This window comes from Coprococcus phoceensis, assembly GCF_900104635.1.
Taxonomy (GTDB): Bacteria; Bacillota; Clostridia; order Lachnospirales; family Lachnospiraceae; genus Faecalimonas; species Faecalimonas phoceensis.
In genome coordinates this window covers 2,359,192-2,376,174 of sequence record NZ_FNWC01000007.1, presented here as the reverse complement: position 1 = coordinate 2,376,174, position 16,983 = coordinate 2,359,192, and the positions used below count along the sequence as shown (strand labels likewise).

Sequence of the window (16,983 nt, the reverse complement as noted above, 5' to 3'; positions counted from 1 at the left end):
ATGAATAGCGGCCAGTACACTGCAGAGTTATCTTATAGAATGCCACTGGATGCAATGGAAAAAGCGCTAGCTAGAGAATTCAATCCAAATGAGGAGATAGATGTTATTCTTGAACCTACAACACAGGGAAGGGTTGGTCGTCCCGATTGGCGAATCCATAATAAACAAACTATGGGAATATATGGATACATTGAGGGAAAAGGACTTTCAGAGGAAGAATTTGATACAAAACCTTATGCTGCACAAATAGAAAAATATCTTACACTTGGGCATAAGCTTATTATTACTGATGGGTTAGAATTTGTATTTTGTATGAGTAAGAACAGTGAACCAACTGTTATATCTATTATAGAAAAAGATAAAATGCATACGAAAGATTGGTCAGCTCAAACGCTTAATCCACGTTTTGAAGTTTATATGAGAGAATTCTTCAAAAATCCATCAGCACAGCAGATGAACGAAGCAAAATTGGTAGAACTAGTTGCTGTAAGAACAAGAATGTTGGCAGATGATATTTTAGAATTGGCGAATATTCCGGTTGAGGAAGCAATGAACGATAATGAAAGAGAAGTTATTATCTTGCTTCAACAAATGCGAAAATTGGTTTATAACCATAATGACTCGAAGTTGAGAACAGCGGACGTATTTGCTGATTTTACAGCACAAGTTATTATGTTCTGTCTTTTATATGCTCATAGAGTTTTGTGTTTACCAGAAGATACTCCAGCTGAAAAAGAAAGAAAAATTATAGCCTATATTAGAGAAGATTTATCAGAGGGTGAGGCATTAACACCATTTAGAAATCTTATGCTCTATTTAAGAGATCATTCAGATAAAAATTTTTTTATTAATCAACGGATAGATGAATGTATTAAGTTTTTGTCTTTTATAAAAATGACAGATCAGCAATTAGTTAATCCAGACTATCATCAATTGTTTGAGCTGTTCATGTCAAAATACGATGCAAAATCAAGATTTGATTTTGGTGCTTATTATACACCTAAAGCACTTGCAGATTTTGTGGTTAAATTGACAAATTATGTTGTATCAAAGAATTTTCCTGGAAAAAGTATTTATGATGATGGAAATAACATTATAGATCCTTGTTGTGGAACAGGATCATTTATGGAAGAAGTGATTAACCATGACCCAGGAAATGGTGCGTATACGCTTTGCGGAATAGAAATTCTTCCAGCACCATACATGTTGGCAAATTATAGAATGGCTGTTTTGAAAAAGCAAGATGGAACGAAAAGAAACAGCGTGCATATTTTACTGGCAAATACATTGAGTAATAGTGTATTTAACGGAGACGCAAATAAAGATTCTATTGAAGGTAGAGAATTAATGGAAGCAAGTCGTATCTCTAATATGCCATTGAAATTAGTTATAGGAAATCCACCATGTTCGGATACGATAAGAGATAATACAGATAAAGACTTTTCTATTATAAATCATCTTATGGAGGACTTTAGACCACCCAGAGAATTGAGAAGAGGTAGACAAAATATTCAGAAACAGATTAATAATCCATTTATGCAATTTTTAAGATGGAGTTGTAAAAAACTGTTAGATTCTCCGAATCATTCGGTACTTTCATTAGTGGTGCCATTGTCTTTTTTGGAAGCAGAATCATATAAATATGCTAGAAAATATTTGTGTGAAAAATTTTCTGAAGCATGGATTGTATCTGTAGACGCAGATGCAAGAACAGGAGCTAGAAGTGATAGTTTATTTCACACACTTCAAGGACGTGCAGTTATTGTTTTGACGAGAAAATATGGAGATGACACATCAGTAACAAAGCTTCATTATTGTGATTATTCGCATTGCATGCGAATAAATAAAGAACAATTATTAAATGAGAGTATTGAGAAAATTGTATCGAGATTTGACACATATGATATTGCTAATGATACATTCGCATTTTCTCCAACAAAGCCATTTAATACGGAAATGTATAAAAAATTTTGGCCTGTTAGTGGAGAAAAAAAACAAGCAGCAATTTTTATTAATCACTGTTCTGGAATAAAGCTTGCACCGACCGCAATGTTTACGCATGTTAAGGCTCCTATGCTAAAAAGACGGAGTCGTGATATCGCTATAAATGGAGCAACAGAGGCAAGTGCATGGTTTACAAAGCAGGATAAACCACCTAAAATTGAAAAAATAATAGCATTTGAAAATGCATTGAATGAGTGCGAGAATAGAAGTGTGATGGACCAGACCCTTGCTGATAATATAAAGCCATATTCATTTCGACCATTTTTTACATCTAATGTATTGTTATGGAAAGAATTATTGGTTAAGTATAGCCATATCGGAGGTGGAGGAACACGTCTTAGGCCGGAAATAATTAGTGCATATAGTCATAAAGATACAATTGGATTTGCTATGGCACATGCTCCGAAAGATTTGAATCCTACATTGTCACAGTTTGTTTCATTTTGTTGGTATTATCCAGATAATGATATGTGTACGCGTGGCAATTCTCATGTTTATGTGAATCAATATCCAGATAAAAAAAGTGGAAAAATGTTATCCAATATATCTGCTGATATTCTTCAGAGGGTTATGATGATGCTTGGAAAGAATGAGCATGAAAGTGGCAGAAATCTGGTGCTTTATATCTACGCAGTATTATGTTCGCAAGTTTATCTTGATGAATTTGAAGGGGCACTTTTCACTGTAAATCAGTCAGATAAGCGAGCAAGAGTACCTGTTGTAGCTGATAAGGATATTTTCCTTAAAATTGCTCGAATTGGAGAAAAAATTGCCGAACTAGAAAAAGTAAACTATGTTCCGGAGAATATTTTGAACTATGATTATGACCAAATTATGGAAGAAGTGCCGGTAGGATTTGAATTAAAGAATATTGCACATCCATTTGATGCCGAAAATGAACAATTATTGCTCACGGATGGGAAAGAAACAATAAGAATTAAATGTCCTTTATCATTGCAGAGGTTAAATATATCAGGATATGATGTTATAAAGTCAGTATGGTTAAAATTTAATTCTTATGATTTTACACATTGTGAGTTTAATCGGGATGATATGAAGAAACTTTTAAATTTTCTTAATACAATTGCAACTCATGAGAAAATGGTCAAAAAATTGGATGAGGAAATTGCTCCGGTTCTGGCTGGAGAAGTGAAGTTGATTGAATATCAAAATTGAGCTGTAATATTGGAAAGTCACAATGGAAATATGTTCTTTTGTGACCTTCCACATATTAATTACTAAGACTTCCCATACCCCAAATGGGACTTGTTCCTTGAAAATTCAATATTTCAGCTAACAAAATAGCGATTTATGCCACAGTAGCCAGTGGATGGAGTGCATTACGCAGATATTCCGGCAGTCTGGACTCAAAATCAGCAGTAAATCTAGCCAACTGTTCGTCACTAAGCTTCAGAAGTTCCTGAAGGCTTGCCATGAAAGCATCCATCAGGATGCTAAGTGAACGGTAGAAAGTGATATCTGCCATTTCATCTACCAGAAAAAAGAACAGTTCCCCTAGGGTTCGTTGATCTTCATTCTGTCTCTGCTCCATTGCAAGTAACATGTATCTGGTAAACACGATTGCTACGTGAGCAGTCAGTGCATCATAAGATAAGCTATGACATTCACCAATCAGATTCAGCATAGACTTGCAGGTCTTGAAAAAGACCTCGATTTTCCAGCGTTTGCCATAGATGCGGATGATTTCTTCTTCGGAGAGCGATGTATCTGTGCATATGAAAGCAAGCCAATCCTTACGATTGGCCTTGTTTCTTACGCAAACGATTTTTGCTGGAATGGGATTCTCTTTCCCTACCATCACATCAACAGAAAGAAGATACCTGGAACGGCCACGACGTTTCTTGTTCCTGGAATATATTTCCTTGATATTAAGCTGGTCCTCACCATAAGTGTACTTGATGCGGCTGCTTTTCTTGATCATGGCAATGACATCCATTCCTCTAGACTTAAGCGCAGTTATCTGTGCAGGATTGGAAAACCAGGAATCAAAAAGCACATATTCTGCAGAAAGCCCCGCAGATACAGCGGTATCAAGGAGTGTAAGCATTGCCTCCGGAGCTTTTGTCTGTGCAAGCTTACGACGCTTTCCGGCAAGAGTTCTCTTATCAAATGCCTTCACAGGGCCGATGATGTTCGACTCTTTGGATGAAGCCAGGAGACAGCTGTTTACAGGAATCAGCGTATTCCCATCGCTCCAGCTTACGGTCAGCATACGGAAGCCTTTCTTGTAGTTCATTCCCGTATGATCAAAGACTTTAGATCCCAGTTCTGTCTTTTTGCAGCTTGTACGATGGAACAGACTGTCGTCGATGATAAACACGTTCTTACGGGAGTCATCAGTAAGGTGCTTTAGATCATTCTTCACGATGTCAGCAGCAAGAAGTGATGTAAAACGGAGCCAGTTGGTTTTCGTAGAATTCAGAAAACGATAGAAGGTGTTCTTGGAAAACGCTTCTTTGAAGGAACCTGTTTTCTGTTGCATATACATACTTCTTCCAGTGAAAATGTTCCCCATCTTATACTTAAGCAGAGAAACAGAGGAAACGCCTTTCTCTTTGGTGCCGTTGCATTGCTTCAACAACCTGCCAACGTGATGCTTGATAAAAAACTTCTGGACACAATCAAGTAATGCTACCTCATTGCTATTGTTCTGTGATATACTGGACATGGCATAAATCCCCTTTTCTATTTTGGTTTTTCGACAATTCTATTATACCAAAGGAACGTATTTATGCCTTTTTAATTGGCTGAAATATTGAATTTTCAAGGTTAATCACACCTTATTGGTGTGGGAAGTTTGAGTTAATTAAAAATACAAGGCTGGATATTTCTGATTTAAAAAGTATTTTGAGATGAAGATAGTACACAGATTAATTCTGCGTGTATCAGTGGAAAGGATGCAAATATGTATATATCGAAAATAAAAATTAAAAACTACAGATTGCTTATAGATGCTGAATTAGAAGTTGATGCTAAGACTACGTTAATTGTTGGTCGAAATAATACAGCTAAGACATCATGTTTGGCATGTATAGAAAATGTGTTGAATGGACATCCGTTTTCCTTTGATGACTATCCATTGGTTAAAAGAAAAACATTGTATGAAATAATAGCTTCATTTATGTCAAAAGAAATTTCTTTTGAATCGTTATGTGAGCAATTAGAACCAATATCTATAGAGTTCCTTGTAGATTATTCTTTAGAAGATTTAGAGGATAATTTAGGGGCACTGTCGCCTTTTATTATAGATGTGGATGTAGATACTACCACTGCATTAATTCGTGTGGAATTTCGGTTAAAGCCAGATGAAAAAGTGTTATGGAGAACATTGGAAGAAAGCTATTACCCAAATGGTGTTTTTGTACCATCAGATGAGGCTCGGGATGTTATCAGTACTAATTTTTCAAAACTTTTTGAATTAGTAATTTATGCAGTGAATCCTAAAAATCCAAAGGAAACACAAATAAAGAAACATAAAGAATTGGAAGAACTTTTCCCATTTCATATTATTCCGGCAGAACGTCTCCTTGGAGAGGATGGAACACAGAATAGTTCTCTTTCTTCGCTTATTTCAGAATTTTTCGAAATGAATGAAGAAGAACTGGATCCAAGTGTTGCAGAAAAAGTCAAGGAGTTGCGTGCTATTGTTGAGAAAGCAAATAAAAATGTTCAGAAACAAAGTGATAGCATTTTAAGTTCACTTGTAAATGATTCGGTTGGGTTTGGGTATCCAAACGGAGAAGAACTTCAACTAGGAGTTACTACTCAATTAAGTATTGATGATCAGATAAAAAATCAAACTCAGCTTTCATACACAGCAGGTGCAAGTAATGAATGTCTTCCAGGTACATATAATGGATTGGGCTATAAAAATCTAATTAAAATGGAGTTTCTTCTTGCGGCATTTGCGAAGAAGATAGAAAAGTGCGGAAATGCTTGTATACCATTACTTTTTATTGAGGAACCAGAATCTCATATGCATCCACAGATGCAGCATGCTTTTGCGGAATATTTAGAAGCGTTTCTTGGGAAAATTACTTCTGTAGGAATTCAGACTCTTTTAACTTCACATTCTGCTCAAGTTGCTAATACTATGGCTTTCTCAAAAGTTCGATATGCACAAAAAACAAAAGAAGGAGTTATTTATAGAAATTTAAATTCATTTGCACAGGAAAATCCAGATAATAGTGATTTTATTAGAAAATATCTTACATTAACCAAATGTGATTTGTTTTTTGCGGATAAGGCAATTTTGGTTGAAGGAGCATCAGAACGGTTATTAATACCTGATATGATAGATAAGTGCGATAAGTCAGGAGATTTTAGTTCACAGAAATATAAATTACCAGCTCAATATTATACTTTAATTGAAATAGGTGGTGCGTATGCTTATAAGTTTATTCCATTTATTGAGTTTTTAGGTATTCCGTGTCTTATACTTACGGATGTAGATTCTGTATTGGGGCAAGAAGGTAAAAATGGACAAATATATTATAAATCTGTTCCGGTTTCGTGTGGCGAAACAACATCTAATGAAACTTTAAAATGGTGGGTTCGAAAGAATAAAGGGTTGTCGAACGATGATAAAACCAAAATTGATTTGGCAGATATAATATCAATGTCTTCTGACGATAAAACCAGAGGAAAATGTCATATTGAATTTCAAACAAAAGAGAATGAATTATGTGGACATTCTTTAGAAGAAGCTATTCGGAATGTCAATCGTTCACATTATGGATTAAGTGATAGCCCGACCGAAGAAGATCTGGAGTTTTCTGGAAAATGTAAAACAGATTTTGCACTTAAACTTATTTATGAGTGTACTGATTATAACATTCCGACATACATTAGATCTGGATTAATATGGCTTAATAACCAAAAGGTACTTGAATAAAAAGGATGATGGATTATGTGTGAAAATTATCATGGTGCAAATTACGAATTAGCAAAAGCTGAAGCTGATAAAGTAGATGAGAAAATTATTGAAGCATTACGGGATGGACATAGTTTTCGTGTTGAAGCAGGTGCGGGGTCAGGAAAGACTTATTCGCTTAATAGAGTCATTGAATGGATACAAGAAAATATGTGGTCTAAATATAGTCGAAAAAAGCAAAATGTAGTTTGTATTACATATACGAACGCTGCTGTAGAGGTAATCACAGAAAGATTATCAAAAGATTCATTTATTATTCCATCTACAATTCATTCGTTTGCTTGGAATGCAATCAAACAATATCAAAGCTATCTTGTGGATGTTGTAACAACAGACCCTGATTTTTTACCAGATGAAGGTGACTTTTTTAAGGTTAATGAAGTTACATATACTTTAGGACATCGATATAAGGAAAATGGAGTTCAGTACCTTTATCATGATGATGTTCTTAAGCTGTTTTGTAAACTATTGGATAATGCAAAATTTCGACGTGTATTTTCTGATAAATATCCTTTGATTCTGATTGATGAATATCAAGACTCATATAAACCGATTATCGAACGCTTTATTAAATATTTTATTGCTGAAAAGAAATCTCCACAATTTGCTTTTTTCGGAGATGCGTGGCAAACTATTTATCAATCAAATAAAGCTTGTGGGATTATAGAACATAAAAATTTAGAAGTGATAAAAAAAGGTGCAAATTTTAGATCTTCTCCAAGAATTGTTCAACTTTTGAATGATATACGACCAGATTTGCCACAAACATCTGCGATAGATAACTTTCAGGGTGAAGTAGTTGTAATTACATGTGAGGATTATGACGGAGAACGTCGTACTGATCGTAATTTTCAAGGCGAATTGCCACCAGAAGAGTTAAAAATACGTTTAAATAAAATCTTCGAAGAAATAAAACAAAATACAGCGGATTCTGATACATTAAAAATTTTAATGATTACACATAAAGTATTGGCTGCACAACAGGGATATGAACGACTTTTAAGTATCATTAACGATGGTTTACGTGACAAGGAAGATCCCTTTCTTTTGTTTTTTATGGACACCGTTGAACCAATCTACCATGCATTAGAAACATTAAATATGCAGTTGATTTTTGATACCTTAGGAATTAAGAGATATGCAATTACTAAAAAATCGGAGAAAGAGAAGTGGAAAATTTTTCAAGAGAAATTACGAGAAGCAAGAGAGAAAAGAGCAATTGATGTTATTGAGGTTATAAATGAAACAAAATTAATTCCTTTTCCACCTAAATTGGATGGATGGTATCATTTGTATCGTAATGCACCGGGAACAATATATTCATCTAATGCGTCAATTCAAGCATTTTTGGAGTTGGATTATACGCAATTCATTTCGGCAATAGAATTTTTATATCCTGAAGCGTTATTTTCCACAGAACATGGAGTCAAAGGGGAAGAATATGACAATGTTATTTTTGTCATTAGTAGGGGTTGGAATATCTACCAGTTTGAAACATATGCACCTATGATAACTGGAAAGGCTTCCATTCCGAGTGGGAAGCAGATTTCTTTTGAACGAAATCGTAATTTGTTTTATGTTTGTTGTTCAAGACCAAGAAAGCGGTTATTTTTCTTTGTGACGATTCCTATAGATCAGACTTTTAAAGAATTTTTAATGGAACTTGTTGGAAAAGAAAATTATTATACTTATAGCCAATGGATAATGAATAAGAAAATATCACAGAAATCGAATGAAAAGTAAAAGAACATTGTGTTAGAAAGTAAAGATTTGTGAATTTACAGTATTAGAATATTGAAATGAACATCCTTGTCTCAAGTTAAATTATTTATTATGATATAGAATTGAAACAGGGATGATATTTCAAGAAATTAGTTAAATTTGTTTATAACATTCATATATTCTTGGGTATTATTATGGGTGATGAAGCAAGTATAAGGAAGAGCAGATATGCAGGATAAAGAAAACAGGGACATAGTTGACAGTCAAGGAAATGTTATTAAAAGTATAAAAGATAATAAGACTAAACAATTTTTGAAAGATAATATATGGAATATTTTGAGTACAGGTTTGGCTACAAGTATAACTTTAGTAGAAATGATAAATTTGGTAATTTCAAAAAACTTTTCTGTTTCGTGTTCGAATTTTTATGGAATAGATGGAAAATACTTTGATGGAACAGAAATGTTCGAGAATAAATTGATTTTTATTTTTTGTGCATTGGCATTGTTTGTTTACCCATTTATATTTTCATACATAAATAAAAAAATGAATAGCAAATTATATGTGATATTTACATTTATTATAACGGTATATATTATGTTCTTTCAAAATCTTTCTTATACGATTAACCTAATAGAAATTATTCCTTGGGCATGGTTGAGACGATTTATAGATAATTATGCAACAATTGGCGTGTTTTTAATTGTCGACATAGTGATAGCTTATTTTATAATCATAAGGAATTTCTTCTGGAAAAATAAGAAATACAGTGTGTGCGGAAAGATAATATTAGCAATAGCGTTGATACTATATGTTTTAAATGTAGCTATAGGGATTACAATAAAAATTAACTATGAAATTGCTGATAAGAAAGAGTATGAGGTTATTGAACAGAATAGAGCTATAGTATCAAATTATGACGGTAAATTTGTGGTTATGAGTTGTGAAATACAAGACGAAACAATTATTTTAAAAAAGGGTACATATAGTTTAGAAGATATGACAGGGGTTTCAATTACATATCATAAATATGAGAAAGTAATTTGCGAGTAAAAAACAGTCCTAACAAAGTTGTGTGAAAGGACTGTTTTAGGTGTTAATTGAATTCATTCATAGCGTTCACATATTCCTGTAATCCATTAGGTTTACAAGCTAATTCAGCATATAGCAGAGGATTCTCATGTGCCAGTCGGTACAGATACACAATATCATCAGGCGTATCAAGCAAGACAGATGAATTATATTTTTTACAACTGATAGAAAGAGGTGTGCCAGTATATGTATCATTGATGGCATTAACAATAACGGAATCTGTATCAGGTTCATACCTGCCAAACAGGTAACAAGGGTTATTTTGTTTCATGATGTTCTCCTTCCCACAGATACTTAGAACCATCAAGCAGATTAATGATGGCTGTAAGCATATTGTTATAGTCGGTTTGCAGTTCCTTGATTTCATCACTTGTGGGAAGATTGTTTAAAGTTTGATGTTCACAGCATTCAGTAAATGCTTTCTGCATTTCAAGTAATTGTAGATATAGTGCATTAACAGTCTGTACAAGAGGATATATGGTTTCTTTCTTGCCGACAACGCAGATGCGGTTATAGATGCAGGAACGGACAAAGTAATCTTTCTTCATCATACCGCTGGCAAGGATACGGGCTTCGATTTGCTTGCGTTCAGCATCACTGATTCTAAAACTTATAGTTGGATGTTTGTGTTGATTGCTCATAGAAAAGCTCCTTTCATAGTGTGTGCGGCAGCAGGCACGGTTAAGAACCCGCAAGCCACATTGGATTATTCGTTTTTAGTAGTAAAAGTAGATTATATCTGCCATGGATTTTGTAGATACAATATTGAATTATTGCAACTAATTTGCTACTAAAGTTTTTGAAAACGATATGAAAAGAGTAACATTTGATGAAATAGATGCGGTGGGATGCCACATAAAATCAGCATTTTTGATTTGATGATACTTCCTTTGGGAAGAGTTCGAATAGTTGGAGCTAAGCTGTAAAGCCTTTATCTACAAGGGTTTTACAGCTTTTCCTTTATAGAATTGCATTTTGATTGCATTTTTTTATTCAACTGCTCTGTGATAGAGTGCTGTATGCTGATTGCTGGTGTAATCGGCAACACTGGTTGTTGCCGGAGTATAAGTGAGAACGCCAGTTAATTTTTTGGCAACTTCCACGTTGGTGTTGGGATATAAATGTCCGTAGGTTCCCAACGTGGTCTGTATCTTTTCATGCCCCAGACGTTCTTTAATCAATAAAGGATTTTCTCCCATACTGATGAGCAGGGAAGCATGGGAATGTCTGAGTGCATGAATCTTGATACGGTGTACTCCTGCCAATCCGGCAAGTTTTTCTAATGCCCGTGGGAGGGTGTGCTTACTGGTGGGAATCCCATTATAGCTTAGTACAAGGTCACAGTCCTTTAAAACCTTTTGCTGTACTTCTTATAGAAATATATCCAATAAGGAAGAATGATACTATTAAAAAAATAACGGAAAATACTTTTCCACGAATAAATTTTGCAAACCCTTGATACACAAATAAAACCGCCTTCTATCATCAGTGAGTATATCAACATATGATACAACTTATGATACAGAAAAACAATACTAGTAGAAAATATGTCTTAAAATATTTGAACCTTGCCTGCTTCCTCACAGTCCAGTTCTCTTTTTAGGGCAATAAAATGTTGTTTCTGCTGTTTTCTCAGATAGTTCTATTTAAATCTTTATGTTTAAGGTCAAAGGTAGTCAATCATAAAGAATGACTACCTTTGATCTTCGTATTAAATTGTTATAAGATTAATTAACATGAAAAATATTACTAATAAGAATTATTCTGCAAGTGTTTCAAAAAAAAGTTTCAGATCATCTTCTACAGTACTAATTCCTGAAATGCCAAAGTTTTCTACCAAGACCTTAGCTACATTAGGACTAAGAAATGCCGGGAGAGTAGGACCGAGATGGATGTTCTTTACACCAAGATACAAAAGCGCTAACAGAACGATAACAGCTTTCTGTTCATACCATGCGATGTTGTAAATGATAGGCAGGTCGTTGATATCGTCCAGACCAAAAACTTCTTTAAGTTTTAATGCAATGACAGCAAGAGAATACGAGTCGTTGCACTGTCCGGCATCTAGAACACGTGGAATACCATTGATGTCGCCTAAAGGCAATTTGTTATACTTATATTTCGCACATCCAGCTGTCAGGATCACGGTATCCTTCGGCAGTGCCTTGGCAAATTCAGTATAATATTCCCGGTTCTTGGCTCGACCATCACAGCCTGCCATAACTACAAACTTTTTGATCGCGCCGCTTTTTACTGCCTCAACAACCTGATCTGCAAGAGCCAAAACCTGTGCATGTGCAAATCCGCCGATGAGATCTCCCGTTTCAATTTCGGTTGGTGCAGAGCATTTTTTGGCGTGTTCAATGATAGCGGAAAAGTCCTTCTGCTCCCCGATTTCTCCCGGAATATGGGTGCATCCTGGATATCCGGCTGCGCCGGTGGTGTAGAGTCTGTCCTTGTAGCTGTCCTTGGGCGGAACAATACAGTTGGTTGTCATCAGGATAGGACCGTTGAAAGATTCAAATTCCTCCTTCTGTTTCCACCACGCATTACCATAGTTACCGATAAAGTTGGGATACTTTTTGAATGCTGGGTAATAATGAGCGGGAAGCATCTCGGAATGGGTATAAACATCCACACCAGTTCCTTGTGTCTGCTCCAGCAACATTTCCAGATCTCGCAAGTCGTGACCGGAAACCAGAATACCGGGATTTTTTCCAACGCCAATGTTTACCTTTGTGATCTCGGGATTTCCATAGGCTTCCGTGTTGGCCTTGTCCAGCAAAGCCATACCGGATACACCATGTTTTCCGGTTTCCATTGTCAGGGCGATCAAGTCCTCCATGTTGAGATTATCATCCAGTGTAGCAGCCAGTGCCTGCTGAAGGAAAGTGTCCACCTCACTGTCATCCTTCAACAGCACATTTGCGTGCTTGGAGTATGCAGACAATCCCTTCAGACCGTAGGTGATCAGTTCTCGCAGAGAACGGATATCTTCATTTTTTGTGGAAAGTACGCCGACTGTTTGGGCCTTTTCTTCCCAGTTGCCGGAGCCATTCCATTTTGCTGCTTCTGGCAGGACAGAAGGATCTGTGATTTGCGCCAACAGTACCTCTTTTTCTGTCAGTGTGGCGCGGATTCTCGCTTCAATGCTCTCTTTGTCAAAATTTGCATTGGTGATAGTAGTGAATAAGTTTAAAGTAATCAGATGATTGATTTCTGCGGACACCTGTTTGCCTTCCTGACGTAGTGCAGTTGTGACAGCCGAAATTCCTTTTGTGACATAGACCAGCAAATCCTGCATGGCTGCTACATCAGGTTTCTTTCCACACACACCAGACATGGTACAGCCTTTGCACCCAGCGGTTTCCTGACATTGATAGCAAAACATTTTTTGTTCCATAATAGACCTCCTAAAAGTTATTAACTCAAACTTCCCACACCAATAAGGTGTGATTAACCTTGAAAATTCAATATTTCAGCCAATTAAAAAGGCATAAATACGTTCCTTTGGTATAATAGAATTGTCGAAAAACCAAAATAGAAAAGGGGATTTATGCCATGTCCAGTATATCACAGAACAATAGCAATGAGGTAGCATTACTTGATTGTGTCCAGAAGTTTTTTATCAAGCATCACGTTGGCAGGTTGTTGAAGCAATGCAACGGCACCAAAGAGAAAGGCGTTTCCTCTGTTTCTCTGCTTAAGTATAAGATGGGGAACATTTTCACTGGAAGAAGTATGTATATGCAACAGAAAACAGGTTCCTTCAAAGAAGCGTTTTCCAAGAACACCTTCTATCGTTTTCTGAATTCTACGAAAACCAACTGGCTCCGTTTTACATCACTTCTTGCTGCTGACATCGTGAAGAATGATCTAAAGCACCTTACTGATGACTCCCGTAAGAACGTGTTTATCATCGACGACAGTCTGTTCCATCGTACAAGCTGCAAAAAGACAGAACTGGGATCTAAAGTCTTTGATCATACGGGAATGAACTACAAGAAAGGCTTCCGTATGCTGACCGTAAGCTGGAGCGATGGGAATACGCTGATTCCTGTAAACAGCTGTCTCCTGGCTTCATCCAAAGAGTCGAACATCATCGGCCCTGTGAAGGCATTTGATAAGAGAACTCTTGCCGGAAAGCGTCGTAAGCTTGCACAGACAAAAGCTCCGGAGGCAATGCTTACACTCCTTGATACCGCTGTATCTGCGGGGCTTTCTGCAGAATATGTGCTTTTTGATTCCTGGTTTTCCAATCCTGCACAGATAACTGCGCTTAAGTCTAGAGGAATGGATGTCATTGCCATGATCAAGAAAAGCAGCCGCATCAAGTACACTTATGGTGAGGACCAGCTTAATATCAAGGAAATATATTCCAGGAACAAGAAACGTCGTGGCCGTTCCAGGTATCTTCTTTCTGTTGATGTGATGGTAGGGAAAGAGAATCCCATTCCAGCAAAAATCGTTTGCGTAAGAAACAAGGCCAATCGTAAGGATTGGCTTGCTTTCATATGCACAGATACATCGCTCTCCGAAGAAGAAATCATCCGCATCTATGGCAAACGCTGGAAAATCGAGGTCTTTTTCAAGACCTGCAAGTCTATGCTGAATCTGATTGGTGAATGTCATAGCTTATCTTATGATGCACTGACTGCTCACGTAGCAATCGTGTTTACCAGATACATGTTACTTGCAATGGAGCAGAGACAGAATGAAGATCAACGAACCCTAGGGGAACTGTTCTTTTTTCTGGTAGATGAAATGGCAGATATCACTTTCTACCGTTCACTTAGCATCCTGATGGATGCTTTCATGGCAAGCCTTCAGGAACTTCTGAAGCTTAGTGACGAACAGTTGGCTAGATTTACTGCTGATTTTGAGTCCAGACTGCCGGAATATCTGCGTAATGCACTCCATCCACTGGCTACTGTGGCATAAATCGCTATTTTGTTAGCTGAAATATTGAATTTTCAAGGAACAAGTCCCATTTGGGGTATGGGAAGTCTTAGTTATTAAATAAAGTTATTTGATTTTCGTTTATGTGGTTGCCGTATAATCTGAAAAAGATAAATGCATTTAAATTAATCGTTCCAAACGATTGCAGACACAGGACACGAATCAATAGCCTCTTGTACGACCTCTTGATTTTCATTGGTTGACGGTTGATAAGCCTCTGCTTTTCCATGTTCATTTATGCGGAAAACTTCGTCACAGACACTACAGCAAAGTCCGCAACCAATACAGAGATTCTGTTCTACTCTTGCAGATTTCATAAAATCACCTCCTGATTATGGGAATTGAATTTCATTAAAATACAACGATTAAAAGCATTTTAAATGCTTCTTGTCCATATACCGCATGAGGGTGTCCAGCAGGCATAATGATGGATTCCCCTTCGTGTAACAGATACTCAGTACCGTCGATAGTGATTTTTCCAACACCATCCAAGCAGGTAACAAAAGCATCCCCATCTGACGCATGAGTGCTGATTTCCTCCCCTTTTGCGAATGAGAACAAGGTAATACTTACTGCTGGATTTTGTGCCAGTGTTTTACTGACAACTTGCCCATCCTGATAAGAAATCTGTTCTTTTAGTGTTAATACTTCTGCTTGTGAAATATTTTTCATTTTTATACTCATAATAATCGCCTCCTATCAAGTGTTTTTATTTTGTGTTGTTGGATGTATTTCCTGAATCTAAATGTAAGATCAATCCAGAATTTTACCATCAACAGAGATGGTGATGACCTGCCAAGGGATAAATTTTCCGCTTGCTTGCAACGCTTTTTTTGCGGCCAATTCCAGTCCGCCACAGCAGGGAACTTCCATTCGTACAATTGTCACACTTTGGATATTGTTGCTTTGAATAATCTGTGTTAACTTTTCGCTATAGTCTACATTGTCTAGCTTGGGACAGCCAATTAACGTAATTTTTCCGCACATAAAATCCTCGTGCATTCTGGCGTAGGCATATGCGCTACAATCTGCTGCAATCAGTAATTTACCTCCGTCAAAATAGGGGGCATTGACGGGAACTAACTTGATTTGGCAGGGCCACTGCCCCAGCTGTGATTCAGTCCGTATTGGAGTAGAAGGAGCAGATTGCGGTGAACGTTGGATATGTTGCATCCGGCTGCCGGGGCAGCCTTCATGAACACTAGCAGAAAAAGAATTCTGTTCATTCTTTTTTCTCATATTTTCTTGTACCGCCTTTTCATCGTAGGCAGCAGCTTCTCGTTCCACAAAGGAAATCGCTCCGGTTGGACAGGTAGGGAGGCAGTCTCCTAAACCATCGCAATAGTCGTCGCGCAGGAGTTTTGCTTTCCCGTCTACGATACCAATGGCTCCTTCGTGACAGGCATCAGCACAAGCTCCACATCCATTACATTTTTCTTCATCTATCTGGATAATTTTACGAATCATTATAAATTCATCCTTTCTCTTGTATTTTCAATGTTACTATAATATAATTTATAATGAAAGTATGTTGTTATAACAACAAAAAGGAGGAAAATGTGAATTTATCTAATACACAACTATTTCGTGGGTTAGAAACAACTGAAATTACAAGTCTTTTGAACTGCCTTAACACCACGGAACACAGCTACAAAAAAGGTGAAGTTATTCTTTCTGAAGGAAGTATTACAGAAAATATAGGAATTGTTCTCTCAGGCATGGTGATGATATCATGCAATGATATTTGGGGAAATAGCAGCGTTCTGGGAAATGTTGCCCCTGGTTCCGTATTTGGTGAAGTATATGCCTGTATTCCGGGCCAACCAATGTTGGTTACAGTGTCTGCAGTTGAAGATACTTCTGTATTATTTATGAATGTAGGGCGTGTTCTGACTACTTGCTCTAAATCATGTATCTTTCACACCAAACTTGTACAAAATTTGTTGACTGTTTGTGCATATAAAAGTCTTCAACTTTCTCAAAGGATTCAACATACCAGTTCTAAATCTATACGTGGGAGATTAATGTCCTATTTTTCAGAATGTGTAAAACAATTTGGAGGGAATTCTTTTCTCATTCCATATAATCGCCAACAGCTGGCTGATTATTTGAATGTTGACCGTAGTACCATGTGCAACGAACTTTCCAAAATGCAAAAAGATGGACTCATTGAATATAATAAGAATCAGTTTTTATTAAAAGACAGATTAATGCTTTGAATGGATGTCGTAAGTGCTTAGTATGGCTGGTTA

The 16,983-nt window shown here is 36.6% G+C and carries 13 protein-coding genes and 1 pseudogene; 6 read left to right on the top strand and 8 right to left on the bottom strand.

The window, feature by feature from the left end; genetic code table 11:
- Positions 1–54: 54 nt before the first annotated feature.
- Positions 55–3,180: a type ISP restriction/modification enzyme gene (locus BQ5364_RS14850; protein ID WP_159431696.1), complete on the top strand. Its 3,126-nt coding sequence runs from the start codon at positions 55–57 to the stop codon at positions 3,178–3,180.
- A gap of 133 nt (positions 3,181–3,313) precedes the next feature.
- Here BQ5364_RS14850 and BQ5364_RS14845 read toward each other — a convergent pair whose 3' ends face one another.
- A complete protein-coding gene (locus BQ5364_RS14845; RefSeq protein WP_071143765.1) occupies positions 3,314–4,693 on the bottom strand; it encodes an IS4 family transposase in 1,380 nt (459 codons plus the stop codon).
- Between the two features lie 237 nt (positions 4,694–4,930).
- Between BQ5364_RS14845 and BQ5364_RS14840 the strand changes: the two genes are divergently transcribed.
- From BQ5364_RS14840 to BQ5364_RS14830, 3 genes are all read left to right on the top strand, one after another.
- Positions 4,931–6,919 (top strand): ATP-dependent nuclease, encoded by a 1,989-nt coding sequence (locus tag BQ5364_RS14840; RefSeq protein WP_071144546.1) that lies wholly within the window; start codon positions 4,931–4,933, stop codon positions 6,917–6,919.
- 15 nt (positions 6,920–6,934) lie between these two features.
- The gene (locus BQ5364_RS14835; protein ID WP_071144545.1) at positions 6,935–8,701 is read left to right on the top strand and encodes a UvrD-helicase domain-containing protein; all 1,767 of its coding nucleotides are present in this window, start codon (positions 6,935–6,937) and stop codon (positions 8,699–8,701) included.
- 207 nt (positions 8,702–8,908) lie between these two features.
- Positions 8,909–9,733 (top strand): hypothetical protein, encoded by an 825-nt coding sequence (locus BQ5364_RS14830; RefSeq protein ID WP_071144544.1) that lies wholly within the window; start codon positions 8,909–8,911, stop codon positions 9,731–9,733.
- Between the two features lie 43 nt (positions 9,734–9,776).
- Here BQ5364_RS14830 and BQ5364_RS14825 read toward each other — a convergent pair whose 3' ends face one another.
- The 4 genes and pseudogenes from BQ5364_RS14825 to hcp form a co-directional block, all read right to left on the bottom strand.
- A complete protein-coding gene (locus BQ5364_RS14825) occupies positions 9,777–10,043 on the bottom strand; it encodes a hypothetical protein (RefSeq protein ID WP_071144543.1) in 267 nt (88 codons plus the stop codon).
- Positions 10,030–10,413 carry a plasmid mobilization protein gene (locus BQ5364_RS14820; protein WP_071144542.1) on the bottom strand — a complete coding sequence of 128 codons (384 nt, stop codon included), beginning with the start codon at positions 10,411–10,413 and terminating at the stop codon, positions 10,030–10,032. The genes BQ5364_RS14825 and BQ5364_RS14820 overlap by 14 nt, the downstream gene beginning before the upstream one ends.
- Before the next feature lie 348 nt (positions 10,414–10,761).
- Positions 10,762–11,142: pseudogene (locus BQ5364_RS14815) on the bottom strand (tyrosine-type recombinase/integrase); the annotation flags it as partial.
- A gap of 389 nt (positions 11,143–11,531) precedes the next feature.
- On the bottom strand, positions 11,532–13,175 hold the full coding sequence (gene hcp, locus BQ5364_RS14810) for a hydroxylamine reductase (RefSeq protein ID WP_004611847.1): 1,644 nt from the start codon (positions 13,173–13,175) through the stop codon (positions 11,532–11,534).
- A 158-nt stretch (positions 13,176–13,333) separates the two neighbouring features.
- Between hcp and BQ5364_RS14805 the strand changes: the two genes are divergently transcribed.
- Positions 13,334–14,713 carry an IS4 family transposase gene (locus BQ5364_RS14805; protein ID WP_071143765.1) on the top strand — a complete coding sequence of 460 codons (1,380 nt, stop codon included), beginning with the start codon at positions 13,334–13,336 and terminating at the stop codon, positions 14,711–14,713.
- A 143-nt stretch (positions 14,714–14,856) separates the two neighbouring features.
- On the opposite strand, the gene BQ5364_RS14800 is transcribed toward BQ5364_RS14805, so the two are convergent.
- From BQ5364_RS14800 to BQ5364_RS14790, 3 genes are all read right to left on the bottom strand, one after another.
- A complete protein-coding gene (locus BQ5364_RS14800) occupies positions 14,857–15,048 on the bottom strand; it encodes a ferredoxin (protein ID WP_004611848.1) in 192 nt (63 codons plus the stop codon).
- Positions 15,049–15,082: 34 nt separating this feature from the next.
- A complete protein-coding gene (locus BQ5364_RS14795; RefSeq protein ID WP_004611849.1) occupies positions 15,083–15,415 on the bottom strand; it encodes a cupin domain-containing protein in 333 nt (110 codons plus the stop codon).
- Positions 15,416–15,484: 69 nt separating this feature from the next.
- On the bottom strand, positions 15,485–16,198 hold the full coding sequence (locus tag BQ5364_RS14790; protein ID WP_004611850.1) for an ATP-binding protein: 714 nt from the start codon (positions 16,196–16,198) through the stop codon (positions 15,485–15,487).
- Positions 16,199–16,290: 92 nt separating this feature from the next.
- Between BQ5364_RS14790 and BQ5364_RS14785 the strand changes: the two genes are divergently transcribed.
- On the top strand, positions 16,291–16,950 hold the full coding sequence (locus tag BQ5364_RS14785) for a Crp/Fnr family transcriptional regulator (protein ID WP_022238937.1): 660 nt from the start codon (positions 16,291–16,293) through the stop codon (positions 16,948–16,950).
- The last annotated feature ends 33 nt before the right edge of the window (positions 16,951–16,983 follow it).